The organism is Paenibacillus pinisoli (assembly GCF_003605435.1).
GTDB lineage: Bacteria > Bacillota > Bacilli > Paenibacillales > Paenibacillaceae > Pristimantibacillus > Pristimantibacillus pinisoli.
Window position 1 is genome coordinate 194,795 of sequence record NZ_QXQB01000003.1, and the last position, 15,957, is coordinate 210,751.

Consider the following 15,957-nt stretch of genomic DNA (forward strand, 5'->3'; position numbering starts at 1 on the left):
AGCTTATAAAGTTTGTATCCTCGGTTACTGCTGTTTGGGAGGATATACACCTTCCAAAGCGATAATAAAATTCATGGCCAAAAACGGCTGCATATTGTTATGCGGCTGGCTTCCCCCTTGGACTGACAACGCTGTAGGCAGCATCTGAACATTCGGCTGCTGTCCATAAAGTGACAACTGCACAGGCGGACGCCCAATGGCGGCTGTCTCCGCCCAATACTGGTTCGCCGGATTGCTGGCCGTCCCCGGCTGATTAACGGCTTGCGGCACATGGGTATGCATCGGCATCTGATTTTGCGTTAAGGTTACCGACTGTGTCCCTGCCTGCTCTCCAATCGTACGCGGCGTCAAGCCAGGCCCTTGGCCTGTTCCCATCGCAGCTTGTCCCATTAAATTCGGCAATTTAAAATTCGTCTTGCCATCGCCGCCATATTGGAAACCAATTACGCTAAATAAAGCTGGGTTTTGTTCAATCCGGATTTCCTGCCCATTGCATAACGCCCAGCCTGCAGGCGGATAATTCCCGGCAAATATTCTTATTTCGCCAACATACGGATCCATGTTTTCCCCTCCTATTGTCTTGGTGGAAAGATACCCTGCAGGGCAATACAATAACGTACCGCCAAATAAGGCTGCATATTGTTATGAGCCTGACTTCCGCCCGAAGCTCCGATCGCGCCAGCATTCATGGTTGTTATAGCTGCAGCTGCCCCATAACGATCGCTTACACCGGCCCATACTTTCCCTTCCGGATCCGGCGATTCTGCCGGATTGGATGAAGCCGATACTTGATGCGTATGCGCAGGCATTTCATTCATAGTCAGCGTATGATTCGCCTCGCCGGCAGAGGTGCCATAATTAATGCCCGCTCCCGCATGAATCGGCACCCTTCCGCGCAGGTCCGGAAGAGCAAAGGTCGATCTTCCATCTCCGCCATAAGTCGCGCCTAACAAAGAATACAATGCCTGGTTGGTTTGAATATTCAAAATCTGTCCTTCGCAAGGCATCCACCCGCGAGGCGTAATACCGAATGGAAATAGACGAAGCTCTCCCAAAAATGGTTCTGCCATCTCAATTCCTCATTTCATAATTAGTGGTGGATAGAATCATTAGCCCTCCGATGGAAATATTCCCTCAAGCGCAATAATAAAAGATACAGCCGTCGAGGGCATCATATTGTCATGTGCCTGGCTTCCGCCTGCCGGAGCAACTGCATTTGCATTCATAGATACAATTTTGCTCGCATCTTCCGAATAATTCGTAATCGCAGCCCATACTCCATTCGCAGGAGAAGACTGATCACCCGTATTCGCAGTTGCTGAAGCCATGTGCGTATGCGCAGGAAGCTGCTGCGATGTCAGGGTAACTTTCTCCGATCCTCCTAAGCTGCCCAAAGGTATTGTATTATTGTTATGAATCGGAACTCTTCCTCTCAGATCCGGTAATGCGAACGTAGTTCGGCCATCGCCGCCATATGTCGTCCCTAATAGAACGTATAAGACTTCATGCTGAGAGATGCTCAGCAGTTGACCATTGCACAGCGCCCAGCCTTGAGGAGCGTAATTCCCTGCAAACATTCTAATTTCCCCAACGTATTGATCACTCACCATAATCACCTCGCGCATAGATTTAAAAGCGGCAACACTACTATTGAAATGTCATTTCGATATATATCTCATTTTCAGCTGTCTTCAGGAAGCCAAGGCGCTCGTAAAGCCTGATCGCGCGATTGGACCTCATCACATGCAGCATGGTCGACCTCCCCGTGGCCAGAGCTTCTTGCAGAAGATTGTTAATGACTAACGTGCCGATACCGTTATTTCTGAAGTGCGGGAGTATAGCCACATCAACCAATCGAATGGCTGTGTCCTCTCTCGCCACCAACAGATGGCCAACCTTCACCCCACCGTATAAAATGATTTGATAGGATTCATTCGGATAACGGGCGGCATATGACCTTTGCTGCATCATAAATTGCATCTGGAGAAAAGCATCCTGCTGGGCGTCATTCCAGCCCATCATCTCCATCTCCTCAAGACGGGTGCTTGCATATACCTCGTATTGAAAAGCTTGGTCTTCATGCCCTTCCCTGACAGGGTCCAACATTATGGGCTGCTGTTGTACCATGACTTTTCTCCCCCTGCCATTTAATGCATATTTACTAGTTTATACCGGAATTATTTTTTATTCTAGTTAATTTTCTATGATGAACCAACTATTTTGTCGATATATGTAACTCATTATCTCTTCACTCTGTCATTTTCTTCTTTTCACATTGCACTTCCCCCACTATACTAGAATTCGTACACCATTTTTCCAAACGAGGAGAATGCCAATTGAAAAAGAAAATTATGCTGCTTTCGCTTGCTCTCATGCTGGTGGCAATCGGAGCTGTCAGCGCTGCTGCAAAGTGGGGAACATTCGAGGGCTATAACATCGTCAAGCTTGTCATTAATGGCAAAGAGGTTATACCGAAAGATACCCCGCCTGTTATATTGAAAGGGCGCACCATGGTGCCATTGTCCATGCTGGAGCAAGCCGGAGTGAAATCGACTTGGGACGGCTCGACATACACCGTAAATGTGGAATCCAATGCCCCCGTCAAATCGGATAATGAGCAGCAAATCATCAACTATGTAGAAGCGATGGACTTCTACAAAACCCTGGATGACCTTGGCGTCCGGCTAATGGATTTGGCTGAGAGCCTGATGGATGCCTATGACGGCATTATCTATTACGACGAGACTGACACGCTCGACAAGTGCTATGACTATTACAACACAGCCGCCAAAAACTACAACAGCTTGCTGAAGGAATATGAGGCTTATAAGAAGCTGTTCACCAGCATTGGTATGGATACAAATGGCGTGACCAAAGCATTTACACTTTACAAAGGTGCCCTAGACGACTATAGCAATGCACTGGATTATTTGGAAGACATCGTTTTGAAGCCTGATTCGGAAGCATTGACTGATCAATTCCTCGATGTATTCGTCTCCGGGCACGACAAGTCAACCGACGGATCGATTATCGGCATGCAAGGCTACTATAAATACAGAGGACTGATTCTGGACTAGCTCCCTCTGCAGCCAAAAAAGACCCGCAAGCGGCAGCTGTGCATACAGCTCGCTTGCGGGTCTTTATTATTCAGGCAATCGCTCATCCTGATGAATATGAACGCTCAGCACCAAGCCGATCGACAGCATATTCGTCAATAACGAGCTTCCGCCATAGCTTACAAAAGGCAAAGCGATGCCCGTCAGCGGCATGAGGCCGGTATGCATAGCAATGTTCTCAAAGATCTGCAGCACCAGCATAGCGATAATACCGACGATGATATACGAGCCGGCGCGATCCCGGCTTTTGTAAGAAATAATGATCATACGATAGATTAACAGAAAGTAAAGCAGAAGCAGCACGGTGGATCCGATAAAGCCAAACTCCTCGCCAATCACGGCAAAGATAGAATCCGCATAATGATATGGAACATAGCCGCCTTGTACGAGACTGCCTTGCATGAAGCCTTTGCCGTACAGCTGGCCCGATCCGATCGCGGTTTGGGCATTTTTCACATGCCAGCTGTTCCCGGGATCCAGTGTAGGATCAAGGAAGGTCTGGATGCGCTCAAGCTGATGCGGCTTGATTACTTTCGAGAACAGATCAAATTGCACGTAATATAAGGCAGTTACTCCGGCTGCAATGACTGCGATAACGGATAACCCTATCACAATCTGCTTCCACTGCATATTAGCCATCCATAGGATGCTGACCAATATGCTGATAAAAACAATCGCCGTCCCCAAATCCGGCTGCTTAAACACCAGGTAAAAAGGAACAAGGAACATCATGAGCGACGGCACAATATCCTTCCAAAAACGGAGCGTCTGGCCTTCGCGGGTTCCCAAGAAACGGGCCAGCGTCAGAATAAAGGCGATTTTCATCAATTCCGACGGCTGGAACTGCTGCGAGCCGATCTCAATCCAGCGTGTCGAACCATTCAAATTAACGCCAATGAGCAGAACCATAACAAGCAGAATAATGCCAACCACATAAGACGGATAGGATAAATACCGGATGATAAGCCGATAATCCATCATGGCAACGATCAGCATCGGAACCAGCATGATGGCATACATCTCGATATTCGCTATATGCAATCCTTCATAGCGTGTGCCCGTCGTCGCGCTTTCGATAACCAACGTACTTATAATGGCAAAACATGCGACAATGCCGAGAATAATGCCATCCAATCGTTTAGCTTTTTGAATCATAATAATAGCTTAACCTTGCTTTCTGACCGACACGCATTACGTTTCGATCTGATAACGAATCAGCTTGCCGATTCGAGCGGAGGGGTGAGCGAAGTCAATTGCTCCACCAGCGTCTCCAGATTCTCATCATCCACGATCACAAACGGACTCTGCCATTCACCAGGGAATGATAGACTGTAAATATTATCCTTATTCATCTTACCATAATAAGCTCTCACCATCGAGAGCATGGTTCCTGGCGCCATATCTGTCTTAAGGTTAGAGGTCACAATATCTACGATCTCGAATGCTTTGGGAAGGCTGTTCCATGAGTTCAGCTTATCCACGAGTGCGCCAATCACCTGCTGCTGCCTCAAGCCGCGTTCAAAATCATTGGAATGATAGGCTTCGCCGCGGTTGTCCTTGCGGAACCGGGCATATTGCAGCGCCTGTTCTCCATCGAGCACCTGCAAGCCCGGATAAAGGCGGATGTACATATTTTCACTGGGGGCATCATATTCCATACGTCGCTCCACGTTGACCTCTATCCCGCCTACCGCGTCGACAAGCGACGTCAGCGTCTCGAAAGATACAAGAAAGGTATAATCAATATGGATATTAAAATAACGCTCTATCGTCTCTCTGGCTGTTACCATGCCTGAGCTTATGTATTCCTCTGCAACCTTAAGGCTGCCCAGCTTCACCTTCTTGCCGGATAACAATTCCGGATGGTCCCGTGCTTCTCGTACCGCATACTGGTATCCGCTCGCGAACATCGAATTCACTTTGGCCCCTGACCCGCGCAGATTGGTAACCCGAAGATCTCTTGGAATCGACAGAAGCTTCACGCTGTCCGATTGCGGAATGACATGCGCTAGCAGCAACGTATCGGTGTTCATCCCGCTGTGGCTGTCGCTATGGTCAAGACCGATAACAAGCATATAGAAGTCTTCCTGCACTTCTGCCAGATCCTCATCCAATCTATCCTCTTCATCCTGGTCGGCCGTCTCTATCATCTCTCTATCGAGAATGGGATTGTTCAAATTAATCGTCGTATCCGACATATGCTTATACACCGCAAAACAACCTGCCGCAAGAAGCAGCAGCCCAACTAACAACACTATATACAAGCGATTGATCCTCAAACGAGATACCCCTCCTGATGCTGGACGCGACATGGCTAGCGCTGACGCGCGTTGACACTAATATATCGAATACGTTGACAAATTGTCAACAGACCGATATATTCATTGAAATCAAAGCGCCTTATATCGCATAATATAATGGCAAGGAGTTAATACCGAGGAAAGGATCGTGTATCTGTCATGACCGAACCGAATCGCCTGAATCCCTTGGGGGAGCAAATGAAACACACGCTGCATCAGCGCGGTTACTCTTTGCGTAAGTTCAGCGAGCTTACATCCATCGATACAGCTACAATCTCGCGAATTATTAACGGGAAGCGCAAAGCTACACCAGAGCATTTGCAGCGTTTTGCCGAATGCCTGAACATTCCGGCTTCAGAATTGTTTCTGGCGGCGGGCTATTCTGTGGAGCCCCGTATGACGGATCTTCAATCGTCGATTGCCGACATTCAGTCGCTGCTTGCCCACTCGAACCTGAATACGCAAGCTTACAACATGGCCAATATGGAAGAAGAGCTGGCCAAGTACGAGCTGTTCTCCCAAACAGAGGAAGGCAAAAAAACCATTCTAAAAAAATTCGAGCAGAAGCTTGCAAAAGCCGGGAGCGCCGGTCCGTATATTCAATTTCTGAGCAGCATGTACGAGAAGTTCCGCCTGAACAAAGGGACCTGGGCAGAACGGGCTCTAATCGGGAGCGCGCTGATTTATTTCATCGTCCCCACCGATCTGATACCAGATTATATCTTTCCGCTAGGTTATATCGATGATGCTATCGCCGTTAATCACATCGTGCAAAAGCTGCATTTGAAAAACCCATCGTTTTTCAATTAAGCCCATACCATGCCTAAGTTTGGGCATGGCACGCGTATGTACACGTGTTGTCAATTTGTCATTATAATTGCCATACTGACAAAAAATGTTTTTCTCTCCGTTCACATGACCATGCCTGCGCCATATACATGGATATCATCAGACACAAAGGAGAGATTGACAACATGACAACATGGATTATGATTGCCGCTCTGACGCTATCATCAAGCTTGGACAATTTAGGGGTGGGCTTGTCGTATGGCATTCGGGGGATACGAATTCAAATTCGCGCCAATGCCTTTATTGCCTTAATCTGCTTTTTGTTCAGCATCTGCGGCATTTATTTCGGAATGTGGGTATCGGATATTCTGCCTGGGATTCTTCCCATCATACTCAGCGCAATCATTCTGGTATTGTTCGGCATTCGCATGATTTTATTATCGGTACCCCGCGGCGCCAGTCCTGCCGATGAACCTGCGGAGGTCCTTATATCCGGGAAGCTGCAAAGAGTCATGAATGATCCCACTGCCGCCGATTTCGACCGTTCCAAGAGCATCGGATTAGGCGAGGCTGCCTTTCTTGGCATAGCGCTCTCGGCCAATGCCTTAACCAATGGGGTTGGCGCCGGCTTGCTTGGATTGTCCCCCGTCCTCATCTCGCTGCTAGCCGCGGCTGGCAGCTTCATCACCGTATGGATCGGTGTCTCTTTCGGGATGAAGCTCGCTCATATACGGCTTGGCAAATGGACGATCGGGCAATCCGGAACGGTTATCAGCGGCGCTTTTCTTGTGTTGATCGCCGTCAGCTTATTTCTAGAAGGATAACTAGCTGCAGAACAATAGTTGATCGACCCTGCTATGTAGGATAAGATAGAACAGAATTTATGAAGGAGGCAATGAAACATTTTGGAATGGAGAAATCTTTACCGGGGTATGCTTATGGGCATTACCGATCTCATCCCCGGCATAAGCGGCGGCACCATTGCCGTCATGCTCGGCATTTATGAAAGGCTGCTTGCAGCAATCAGCGGGTTTTTCAGCAAAAACTGGAAGCGGCAGATCGGGTTTCTTATCCCGTTAGCCGTCGGCATGGGATCGGCCCTGCTTATCTTCAGCCGTCTCATCAAATATTTATTAGAGCATCATTATGAGCCGACGCAATTTTTCTTCATCGGTCTCGTCATCGGCGTGTTGCCTCTGTTATTGCGTCAATCCCAGGCCAGAAAGAACTTCCGTCCCGGACACGTTATTCTGCTGGTTCTGTCAGGCTTGCTTGTCGCATCGCTCGCATTTTTCAACGCAGACAAATCGGGACTGCCTATCGATGACCGTTCGGCCTTAACGCTGCTCGGCCTGTTCTTCTCGGGCTGGCTCGCCAGCATGGCGATGCTGCTGCCTGGCATTAGCGGTTCCTTTGTACTTCTGATTATTGGAGTATACCCGACTGCCATCAATGCGCTCTCTTCGCTGGACTTTTTACTTATTGCAGTCATCGGCGCAGGCGTCATGATCGGCTTCGTCGTCAGCAGCAAAGCGATCCGCGCGCTCCTGACCCATCATGCCAATCTGACCTATGCGCTTATGATCGGAATGATTATGGGTTCTGTCGCCGTCATGTATCCCGGATTCGCGGGTGAGACAAGCACGATTCTGCTGAGCGTGCTGACCTTTGTTCTTGGCATCGCTGTCACGCTGTTGTTCAGCTTAAGAAAAAAGGCTTAAACAAAAAGGCTCTGCTTTCGTTCAGATGAACGGGGGCAGGGCCTTTTAATTGGATAACTGTGCAGCGCGAGGTTAATCGCATGATGCGTTCAAGCTGCGCAGCTTCAATAGAATCCTCAAGAACACCTTGTCCTTAGCAGCCATCCCCCATATTCCCTCTTGAAACCGCTCTTGCCGAACAAAATAAGTGAGTGCTGCAAGCAGTATATCCCTGTCATTCGTTTCGTCTATCACTTTTAGGATATCCTTCTCGGGACCAATTTTATCATTCAATAAAGCCAAATAATTACTGTTCATCAGCCCGCTTTTATCTACAGCTCGAATAAACTCTTGCAGCCTATCATCATAAACGGGGTACGGCATGTAACTCATGCCATTCTCGAGCTTTTCTCCTGTTTGCCATCTGCAATACTCGATATCGTCGTCTTCGAAGTAGCTGATGAAACCAAGCAACTTTATTAAACCTTGCTGCTCGTCCAAAATGACCTTCCCCTTTCAGTTGCAAATTTTAGCGCATTCAAAATAAGAATAGCTGAGGACTGAATAATAAATAGGCTTCTCACAACATTCGGTTAGAACGCGTGAGAAGCCTATTTTAGTTCAATGCGTTAATGCATGGAGCGGTCTCCAGCTCCATCGGCAATGAAAACTACCGCTACAGCGCGGTCGCTCATTATCGAATTACTTCGATAATGATTTCATTACATCATGCCGCCCATACCGCCCATGCCGCCCATGTCAGGCATGCCAGCGCCGCCAGCGCCTTTTGGTTCTGGCTTATCGGCAACAACTGCTTCAGTTGTCAGGAACATAGCCGCTACGGATGCTGCGTTTTGCAGAGCGGAACGTGTTACTTTCGCAGGGTCAACGATACCCGCTTCGAACATGTTCACCCAAGCGCCAGTAGCTGCGTTGTAGCCTACGCCGATTTTTTCGTTTTTCAGACGCTCAACGATAACGGAGCCTTCTTGGCCAGCGTTCGCTGCGATTGTGCGGATTGGCTCTTCCAGAGCGCGAAGAACGATGTTCACGCCTGTCGCCTCATCGCCTTCTGCGCTAACAGCCGCTACCGCTTTATATACGTTCACAAGAGCTGTGCCGCCGCCGGATACGATGCCTTCTTCCACCGCTGCGCGAGTGGAGTTCAGCGCGTCCTCGATGCGAAGCTTGCGCTCTTTCAATTCAGTTTCAGTAGCTGCGCCGACTTTGATAACCGCTACGCCGCCAGCGAGTTTCGCCAGACGCTCTTGCAGCTTCTCTTTGTCGAAATCGGAAGTTGTTTCTTCCAATTGAGCTTTGATTTGGTTCACACGAGCTTGGATATCAGCGGAGTTGCCAGCGCCGTCTACAACGATCGTGTTTTCTTTTGTGATGCGTACTTGACGCGCGGAGCCCAGTTGCTCTACAGCAGTCGATTTCAGCTCAAGGCCGAGCTCTTCTGTAATCACTTGGCCGCCAGTCAGAGCAGCGATGTCTTGCAGCATAGCTTTGCGGCGGTCGCCGAAGCCAGGAGCTTTAACCGCTACGCAAGTGAATGTGCCGCGCAGCTTGTTGACGATCAGCGTAGCTTGAGCTTCGCCTTCTACGTCTTCTGCGATGATCAGAAGCTGCTTGCCGGATTGAACCACTTTCTCCAGAACAGGCAGGATCTCTTGAATGTTGGAGATCTTCTTGTCTGTGATCAGGATGTATGGATTGTCCAGGATCGCTTCCATTTTGTCCGTATCCGTAATCATGTACGGGGATACGTAGCCGCGGTCGAACTGCATGCCTTCAACCACTTCCAGCTCCGTATTGAAGCCTTTGGACTCCTCAACGGTAATAACGCCGTCGTTGCCGACTTTCTCCATCGCTTCAGCGATCAGTTGGCCTACTTCTTCGTCAGCGGACGAGATGGAAGCAACTTGAGCGATCGATTGTTTGCCTTCGATTGGCTTGGAGATAGCTTTCAGCTCTTCTACAGCAGCTTTAACAGCTTTCTCGATGCCTTTGCGGATAACCATAGGGTTAGCGCCGGCTGTAACGTTTTTCAGGCCTTCGCGAATCATCGCTTGAGCCAGAACAGTCGCCGTAGTTGTACCGTCGCCTGCTACGTCGTTCGTTTTTGTTGCTACTTCTTTAACCAGCTGAGCACCCATGTTTTCGAATGCGTCTTCCAGTTCGATTTCTTTTGCGATAGACACACCGTCATTAGTGATGAGCGGGCTGCCGAATTTTTTCTCCAGAACGACGTTGCGTCCTTTTGGTCCAAGCGTAACTTTCACCGCATTTGCCAGAGCGTCAACCCCGCGGAGCATGGAACGGCGAGCGTCTTCGCTAAATTTGATTTCTTTAGCCATGTTCAATTACCTCCCGAAAATTGGATTAAACTAGATTAAGTATGTGTTCGCGATATTATCCGAAAATCGCGTGAATGTCGCTTTCTTTCATAATCAAATATTCTTTGCCTTCATATTTGATTTCTGTGCCCGCATATTTGGAGAACAGAACGCGGTCGCCTTCTTTTACTTCCAATGCAACACGAACGCCGTCTTTCAGCGTGCCGCTGCCCACTGCTACTACTTTGCCTTCTTGCGGCTTTTCCTTAGCCGTATCCGGCAGCACGATGCCGCTCGCAGTTGTTTCTTCCTTCGCGATTGGTTCGATCAATACGCGTTCACCCAAAGGTTTGATCATTGAAAATAGCCTCCTTCTAAATTTGTCGCTTATTGTAAATTCGTTAGCACTCGTAAGCGTGTAGTGCTAACAACCATTTTTATCATACTTTTTTTTGCGATTGATTTCAAGTGCCTGGCTTTATTTTTGCACGATTTTTACACCCGCTTATTCGCCTGCTTGTCCCGCTGGCTCTAATATCCGGGCGTCATTCTCCATTGTAGCGCAAGCCATGCAGGATAAAATCCGTCAGATCATCGGCCAGCGCCTCTACATCCGGCTTCTGTTCCTCGCGAAGAAGCATCCAATACTCCTGATCCCGGTGAAACAGCAGCGTTCCCGTGACCGACATGAATGCCGTATCCAGCGAACGGAAGGTGAAGTACCCTTGCCTGCGCCCTTCCTCCATCCAATGCCTCAGCATCTGCCACATCGGCATGACATGCTCACGGATCTTCTGGATGCGCGGCGTATTCAGAATGATCTCCTGTTGAATAATGCTGATCAGCTGAGGCTCCGCATGGCGGTACATCGTCACCTCGCGGATAATCAGCCTCACTCCCTCTACGGGATGAAAGCCAGGATCAATCGAGGCGATTTTTTGATTCGGAAAAAAGTTCTCGAACAGCGCGCCGAACAAATTTTCCTTCCCGCCGAAATGATACGAGACAAGCGCCACATTGGCGCTTGCCTCCTCGCAAATTTGTCTGATGGTCGTACCGTCGAATCCTTGAACCGCAAACAGCTTTTTCGCCGCCAGCAGAATCCGTTGTTTAATATCATGTTCTTCGGCCAATATCATAATCAACCTCCGATAATCATTGTGCTTACTTTTCTTTGCGCTGGCCCGCAATCGCAACCTCCGGCTGGCGAACCGCCTGCCCTCTCCCTTTGGCAAGCACCGCTGCTGCGCTAACGACGATCGCCGCCAGCGCGATAGCCACCAGCATGCCGGCATCAGAGCCGACGCCCGGACCGCCGAACAGAATATTCATCGTTCCGTCAACCGCATACGTAGCCGGCAGCCACTCGCCGAGCCCCGTGTAGAAGTTCGAGAGCAGCTCGCGAGGCACGATTGCGCCTGAGGATACGAGCTGGGCCGAGAGCAGCATAATGTTGAACAGCATGCCTGCCATGCCGAACAGGTACAGGAACATTTGAGATACGAACATGAAGGTTAGCAGGAACAAGCATTGGAACCCCCACAGATACAGGAATCCGTGATCAAGCTGGCCTCCCAAAGCTACGAGCAGAGCAGCGCCTACCAGCGACACCAGAATAGCAGAGATGACATTGATGATTGCTCTTGCTCCGAACCTTCTCCATTTGCTTACAGCTGCGGCTGTAGCCATAGACGATTGCTCCAGATTCATCCCCATAATCATCGCTCCGACATAAGAAGCGAGCACCAGCATCATCGGCACCATCTGATTGTTCATGCCTTGTACGACGTTGGAAGACTCGACAACGCCCTTAACCCGCTCTGCCAGTACAGGCGCGGCAGAGGCTGCCTGGTCCTCCGGCATATGCATGCCCGTCAGCGTCTTCTGGATGCCCATCGTAACCGCTGTACGATTCACTTCATCCGTAATTTGAGCTGCAGCGCTGCTCATGATGCTTTTGATCAAAGCCGGATTCGATTCATTCAAGTAGTAATGCAGATCGGCCGGTTCGCCCGGCTGTCCCGCTTGCTCGCTGAAGCTTGCCGGTATGTGCAGCACCATCTGAACCTCGCGTTCATTCAGATCAGTACGCGCTTCCTCCAATGAAGAAATCTGTACAATGTCGAAAGGAAGATTTTGCGCCAGATTAGCGGCAATCTGCTCTCCCATTACGGCATCTTCGTTCACAACCGCAATACGAAGCTGGTCCACACGGTCTGTCACTCCATTATACCCTGTCATCCATATGACTGCGAAAATGATTTGGAACATAAATGCAGTAATAATGCCTACCCAAGTCGTAGGCCTCTTCATAAACGCTTGAATTGCTGACTTCATCCTATCCACTCCTATTTATATATGTTAAACGTTTGTTTAAAACATTTGTTTAAATTATGCTCCTGCTCCTCCGATCTGTCAAGCATAAAAAAAGACCTGCCGTAATCACGACAGATCTTCTGTAAGCTATGTCGGGCTTCGCCCTGCTATTCTTCCTCTTCCCGCCACTTCGCATCCGCAATCTGCTGTTTCTTGTAGACCACGTCAGACATGAACAAGCTAAGCTCGTACAAAGTAATGAGCGGAATCACAACCAGAATATCCGATATAAAGTCCGGAGGCGTTACGACGACGCCGATTACCGCTAGAATGAAATAGGCCAGACGGCGCATCTTGCGGAGCCGTTTCGGATTCAAAATCCGAATCGCCGTCAGGAACATGATTAGAAGAGGCAGCTCGAACAATAGCGAGATCGGAATCAATATGCCGAACATAAACGAAAAATATTGAACGATGCCGTACGTTTCCTCCAGATTCAAATGTCCCGCAATCGTACGGGTGAATTCGAAGGCAAGCGGAAAGACGACAAAATAGGCAAAGGCCAGTCCAATCAAAAACATAATAAGCGCGAACGGAACGTACTTCAGCGTAGAACGCTGCTCATTCGGCCTCAGTGCCGGCTTTACGAATGACCATAGCTGGAAAGCGATGAAAGGGAGCGTCACGATAAGCGCGATCACAAATGCGATCTTCATGTACATCCCGATGCCGTCCCATAATGAGAACGTATGTAGACTTAATGTGTTGGCCGGCTTTTGGCTCATCAGGAAATTGTAAGCGGGCTCGGCAATGGCAATACCCAGCACAAGGCTTAGCGTAAGCACGATCATCACATAGATAAGGCGCTTCCGCAGCTCTCCCAGATGCTCTAGCAAGGGCATCAGCCCTTCTTCACGTATCAGCTTTCTGCGTGATATCGCAGCCCCATCGGTTCTCTCTTTCGTCATGCCAATTTGCTGCTCCTTTCTACCCGGGCTTAAGCAAGAAAAAAGCGGACCCGTTTAATCCGGAAGCCGCTTATTTTCCTTCTCGTTATGCTCCGACCGATTCACTTCGGTGCGATTCTTGTCCGAATCTCTGCGATCATTGTCGTCCATAATGTCACGAGCACCGGATTTGAACTCACGAAGCGTCTTGCCGAAAGCGCGTCCCAGCTCAGGCAGCTTGTTCGGTCCAAACAGCAACAGCGCAATCAACACTAAAAAAATAATACCAGTAGCGCCAATACCACCCATAGGTCAAACCTCCACATCTGAAAATTCTATTCTAGTATAGGTCATAAAAATGGTACATTCAACCTGACCGCCGCATTAGCGGCCAAGCAAACCGCCGTAGCCCATCCCTACGATATCCTCGCGGACGATCCGGTCTCCTGCCAATATCTTGGGCAGCAGCACGTCGAAGGAGGTATACGGATCATGCATGACACAACCGGGCAAGCCCATAATCGGCACTTCCCCTATGTACCCTATCAATAACATCGATCCCGGCAGCATCGGCGTTCCGTAGCTCACAATATCCGCTCCGGCTGCCCCAATGGCGCCAGGCGTACGATCATCGGGGTCTACCGACATACCGCCAGTTACGAGTATCATATCATACCCTTGGCTCATCAAATAGTGTATTTCTTTGACAATTATTTGTCGGTCGTCCGGGGCGAAACGCTGCTCCGCTACTTCGGAGCCGAAAGAACGCAGCTTTTCTTCAACAGCCGGACCGAATTTGTCTTGAATTCTGCCGTAATACACTTCTCCGCCCGTCGTGAGCAGGCCAGCTCTCGCCTTGCGGAACGGCCGAACCTGGAGAGGTGCTTTCCCATGCTGCTCCCTGTATGCCGCAGCGATTCGTTCGACTTGCTCGACCTTCTCCTTCGAGACGACAAGCGGAATCGCCCGAGTGGCCGCGAGCGGGCTTCCTTCCTTCACGACAGCATCCGTCTTCACTGTCGCCAAGGCGATCTCGCCAAGCCGGTTGACAGCTTCCACCACTTCCTCGGCAATATGGGCAAGTCCCACAATTGGCGACTTGATGCTGACCTTGCCTTCATGAGGCTCCGTTAGCAGAAGAGATGGATCTGCAAGCGCCTTAGCCATGCGGATGGCGGCATCATCCTCGTGGAGCTCTGCCTCATCCAGCTCCATGATGTAGATATGCTCTTTGCCGATATCGAGCAGGCTTGGGATATCCGCTTCAGTGATAGCATGTCCGCGCTTGAACAGCCTCCCTTTGAACGATCCTGGAATGATCTGCGTCAAATCATGGGCTAGCCTGAGTCCAATCGCGTCCTGAACCCGCACTTCCTTTAGCTTTGTTTTCATGCCTGATGCGGTTGCTGTAAATTCTGTATCTATCGATTTTTCTGTCTTTTTCATGCGTTATGATCACCATGCTGGCCCGATAGAATAGCAAGCGCATGAGGCAGCTGATCCATAATGGCCATGAGGCTTTCATGAACGCCTTTTGGACTGCCGGGAAGGTTCACGATCAAGGAGCTGCCGCGGATGCCGCAGACGCCTCTGGACAGCATAGCCCTTCGCGTCTTGTGCAGGGCGCCCATCCTCATCGCCTCCGCAAGACCAGGGACTTCACGATCAATAACCTTGAGTGTGGCCTCCGGCGTAATATCGCGCGGTGCCAGCCCTGTCCCTCCAGTCGTCAGCACCAGATCGGCCTGGTAATATTCCGTCATCTCGATGATCGCCGCCATAATCTCGTCTTGTTCATCCGGTACAATCCGATAATCTACGATCTCACCGCCAAGCTCTTCCTCTACAAGCTCCCGAATCACCTGCGCGCTTGTATCCTCGCGCTCCCCACGCGAACCTTTATCGCTGGCTGTCAACAACGCAACCTTCCACTGCATATCCCGTTCCTCCCTCTCTATTTCGTTCATGGGTATGCTTAACGCTTATAATCTCCGCTCTTTCCCCCAGACTTCGCCATCAATTGGGTCGGTCCGATAACCATATCCTTCTGCAAAGCCTTGCACATATCGTATACGGTAAGCGCGGTAGCAGATACCGCAGTTAAAGCTTCCATCTCTACGCCTGTTTTTCCTTTGGTCTTCACCGTTGCTTCTATGTAAAGTTCATCCGTTCCGTTATCGCTGAACGCAATATTAACGCCCGTGAGCGGAAGCGGATGGCACATGGGAATCCAGTCCGATGTTTTTTTGGCCGCCATGATGCCGGCTACTTGTGCGACAGCCAGCACATCGCCTTTGCCGATGCTGCCTTCCTTTATACGTGCAAGCGTCTCGCTTGCCATGCGTATGGTCGTCTGGGCTGTCGCTTCCCGCACCGTAATATCCTTATCCGATATATCGACCATCTTGGCACGTCCCTGGTCGTTGAAATGGGTCAGCTCCATTCTTATC

Annotated in this window: 20 protein-coding genes; 4 read left to right on the top strand and 16 right to left on the bottom strand. The window is 49.7% G+C overall.

The features are described from left to right. Positions 1 to 24 precede the first annotated feature (24 nt). From D3P09_RS14375 to D3P09_RS14390, 4 genes are read right to left on the bottom strand one after another with little or no spacing between them, the layout of a single operon-like run. Positions 25 to 561, bottom strand: coding sequence for a phage tail protein (locus D3P09_RS14375; protein ID WP_120111262.1), 537 nt, complete (start codon positions 559 to 561; stop codon positions 25 to 27). An 11-nt stretch (positions 562 to 572) separates the two neighbouring features. Continuing rightward, positions 573 to 1,070: a phage tail protein gene (locus D3P09_RS14380; RefSeq protein ID WP_120111264.1), complete on the bottom strand. Its 498-nt coding sequence runs from the start codon at positions 1,068 to 1,070 to the stop codon at positions 573 to 575. 39 nt (positions 1,071 to 1,109) lie between these two features. Then, positions 1,110 to 1,607 carry a phage tail protein gene (locus D3P09_RS14385; RefSeq protein ID WP_120112458.1) on the bottom strand — a complete coding sequence of 166 codons (498 nt, stop codon included), beginning with the start codon at positions 1,605 to 1,607 and terminating at the stop codon, positions 1,110 to 1,112. 40 nt (positions 1,608 to 1,647) lie between these two features. Beyond that, positions 1,648 to 2,127 (bottom strand): GNAT family N-acetyltransferase, encoded by a 480-nt coding sequence (locus D3P09_RS14390; protein WP_207892498.1) that lies wholly within the window; start codon positions 2,125 to 2,127, stop codon positions 1,648 to 1,650. Between the two features lie 209 nt (positions 2,128 to 2,336). Here D3P09_RS14390 and D3P09_RS14395 point away from each other — a divergent pair, with 209 nt between their 5' ends. Further along, positions 2,337 to 3,077 (top strand): stalk domain-containing protein, encoded by a 741-nt coding sequence (locus D3P09_RS14395; RefSeq protein ID WP_120111267.1) that lies wholly within the window; start codon positions 2,337 to 2,339, stop codon positions 3,075 to 3,077. 66 nt (positions 3,078 to 3,143) lie between these two features. Here the strand turns inward: D3P09_RS14395 and rodA are convergent, their stop codons facing one another. Then, a complete protein-coding gene (gene rodA, locus D3P09_RS14400) occupies positions 3,144 to 4,271 on the bottom strand; it encodes a rod shape-determining protein RodA (protein ID WP_120111270.1) in 1,128 nt (375 codons plus the stop codon). A gap of 59 nt (positions 4,272 to 4,330) precedes the next feature. After that, complete coding sequence (locus D3P09_RS14405) at positions 4,331 to 5,395, bottom strand: LCP family protein (RefSeq protein WP_165867443.1); 1,065 nt, start codon at positions 5,393 to 5,395, stop codon at positions 4,331 to 4,333. Positions 5,396 to 5,614: 219 nt separating this feature from the next. On the opposite strand from D3P09_RS14405, the gene D3P09_RS14410 reads away from it, so the two are divergent. The 3 genes from D3P09_RS14410 to D3P09_RS14420 all read left to right on the top strand — a co-directional run bounded on the left by D3P09_RS14410 (position 5,615) and on the right by D3P09_RS14420 (position 7,926). Further along, positions 5,615 to 6,226 carry a DUF1232 domain-containing protein gene (locus tag D3P09_RS14410; protein ID WP_341538291.1) on the top strand — a complete coding sequence of 204 codons (612 nt, stop codon included), beginning with the start codon at positions 5,615 to 5,617 and terminating at the stop codon, positions 6,224 to 6,226. A 164-nt stretch (positions 6,227 to 6,390) separates the two neighbouring features. Beyond that, positions 6,391 to 7,029, top strand: a complete 639-nt coding sequence (gene ytaF, locus D3P09_RS14415; protein ID WP_120111278.1) for a sporulation membrane protein YtaF — start codon at positions 6,391 to 6,393, stop codon at positions 7,027 to 7,029. Between the two features lie 81 nt (positions 7,030 to 7,110). After that, positions 7,111 to 7,926 (top strand): DUF368 domain-containing protein, encoded by an 816-nt coding sequence (locus D3P09_RS14420; RefSeq protein WP_120111281.1) that lies wholly within the window; start codon positions 7,111 to 7,113, stop codon positions 7,924 to 7,926. Between the two features lie 72 nt (positions 7,927 to 7,998). Here D3P09_RS14420 and D3P09_RS14425 read toward each other — a convergent pair whose 3' ends face one another. From D3P09_RS14425 to moaC, 10 genes are all read right to left on the bottom strand, one after another. Beyond that, entirely contained in the window at positions 7,999 to 8,406 is a 408-nt protein-coding gene (locus D3P09_RS14425; protein WP_120111284.1) for a DUF6508 domain-containing protein, read from the bottom strand. A gap of 221 nt (positions 8,407 to 8,627) precedes the next feature. Continuing rightward, entirely contained in the window at positions 8,628 to 10,265 is a 1,638-nt protein-coding gene (groL, locus tag D3P09_RS14430; RefSeq protein ID WP_120111287.1) for a chaperonin GroEL, read from the bottom strand. 55 nt (positions 10,266 to 10,320) lie between these two features. Continuing rightward, a complete protein-coding gene (gene groES, locus D3P09_RS14435) occupies positions 10,321 to 10,602 on the bottom strand; it encodes a co-chaperone GroES (RefSeq protein WP_028609403.1) in 282 nt (93 codons plus the stop codon). A gap of 187 nt (positions 10,603 to 10,789) precedes the next feature. After that, positions 10,790 to 11,383, bottom strand: a complete 594-nt coding sequence (locus D3P09_RS14440; RefSeq protein ID WP_165867444.1) for a TetR family transcriptional regulator — start codon at positions 11,381 to 11,383, stop codon at positions 10,790 to 10,792. Between the two features lie 25 nt (positions 11,384 to 11,408). Next, positions 11,409 to 12,581, bottom strand: a complete 1,173-nt coding sequence (locus tag D3P09_RS14445) for a YhgE/Pip domain-containing protein (protein ID WP_120111292.1) — start codon at positions 12,579 to 12,581, stop codon at positions 11,409 to 11,411. Positions 12,582 to 12,727: 146 nt separating this feature from the next. Beyond that, on the bottom strand, positions 12,728 to 13,528 hold the full coding sequence (gene tatC / locus D3P09_RS14450; protein ID WP_120111294.1) for a twin-arginine translocase subunit TatC: 801 nt from the start codon (positions 13,526 to 13,528) through the stop codon (positions 12,728 to 12,730). A gap of 54 nt (positions 13,529 to 13,582) precedes the next feature. Next, complete coding sequence (locus D3P09_RS14455; protein ID WP_120111296.1) at positions 13,583 to 13,816, bottom strand: twin-arginine translocase TatA/TatE family subunit; 234 nt, start codon at positions 13,814 to 13,816, stop codon at positions 13,583 to 13,585. Positions 13,817 to 13,891: 75 nt separating this feature from the next. Beyond that, positions 13,892 to 14,899 carry a molybdopterin-binding protein gene (locus tag D3P09_RS14460; protein ID WP_120112461.1) on the bottom strand — a complete coding sequence of 336 codons (1,008 nt, stop codon included), beginning with the start codon at positions 14,897 to 14,899 and terminating at the stop codon, positions 13,892 to 13,894. 50 nt (positions 14,900 to 14,949) lie between these two features. Then, positions 14,950 to 15,444 carry a MogA/MoaB family molybdenum cofactor biosynthesis protein gene (locus D3P09_RS14465; protein ID WP_120111299.1) on the bottom strand — a complete coding sequence of 165 codons (495 nt, stop codon included), beginning with the start codon at positions 15,442 to 15,444 and terminating at the stop codon, positions 14,950 to 14,952. A gap of 38 nt (positions 15,445 to 15,482) precedes the next feature. Next, a complete protein-coding gene (gene moaC, locus D3P09_RS14470; protein WP_120111302.1) occupies positions 15,483 to 15,950 on the bottom strand; it encodes a cyclic pyranopterin monophosphate synthase MoaC in 468 nt (155 codons plus the stop codon). Positions 15,951 to 15,957 lie beyond the last annotated feature (7 nt).

Excerpts from the sequence above, each read along its gene's own strand:
- D3P09_RS14375 (WP_120111262.1), bottom strand. The coding sequence starts at position 561 with ATGGATCCGTATGTTGGCGAAATAAGAATATTTGCCGGGAATTATCCG.
- D3P09_RS14380 (WP_120111264.1), bottom strand. The coding sequence starts at position 1,070 with ATGGCAGAACCATTTTTGGGAGAGCTTCGTCTATTTCCATTCGGTATT.
- D3P09_RS14390 (WP_207892498.1), bottom strand. The coding sequence starts at position 2,127 with ATGGTACAACAGCAGCCCATAATGTTGGACCCTGTCAGGGAAGGGCAT.
- rodA (WP_120111270.1), bottom strand. The coding sequence starts at position 4,271 with ATGATTCAAAAAGCTAAACGATTGGATGGCATTATTCTCGGCATTGTC.
- D3P09_RS14410 (WP_341538291.1), top strand. The coding sequence starts at position 5,615 with ATGAAACACACGCTGCATCAGCGCGGTTACTCTTTGCGTAAGTTCAGC.
- ytaF (WP_120111278.1), top strand. The coding sequence starts at position 6,391 with ATGACAACATGGATTATGATTGCCGCTCTGACGCTATCATCAAGCTTG.
- groL (WP_120111287.1), bottom strand. The coding sequence starts at position 10,265 with ATGGCTAAAGAAATCAAATTTAGCGAAGACGCTCGCCGTTCCATGCTC.
- groES (WP_028609403.1), bottom strand. The coding sequence starts at position 10,602 with ATGATCAAACCTTTGGGTGAACGCGTATTGATCGAACCAATCGCGAAG.
- D3P09_RS14440 (WP_165867444.1), bottom strand. The coding sequence starts at position 11,383 with ATGATATTGGCCGAAGAACATGATATTAAACAACGGATTCTGCTGGCG.
- D3P09_RS14445 (WP_120111292.1), bottom strand. The coding sequence starts at position 12,581 with ATGAAGTCAGCAATTCAAGCGTTTATGAAGAGGCCTACGACTTGGGTA.
- tatC (WP_120111294.1), bottom strand. The coding sequence starts at position 13,528 with ATGACGAAAGAGAGAACCGATGGGGCTGCGATATCACGCAGAAAGCTG.
- D3P09_RS14455 (WP_120111296.1), bottom strand. The coding sequence starts at position 13,816 with ATGGGTGGTATTGGCGCTACTGGTATTATTTTTTTAGTGTTGATTGCG.
- D3P09_RS14460 (WP_120112461.1), bottom strand. The coding sequence starts at position 14,899 with ATGAAAACAAAGCTAAAGGAAGTGCGGGTTCAGGACGCGATTGGACTC.
- D3P09_RS14465 (WP_120111299.1), bottom strand. The coding sequence starts at position 15,444 with ATGCAGTGGAAGGTTGCGTTGTTGACAGCCAGCGATAAAGGTTCGCGT.
- moaC (WP_120111302.1), bottom strand. The coding sequence starts at position 15,950 with ATGGAGCTGACCCATTTCAACGACCAGGGACGTGCCAAGATGGTCGAT.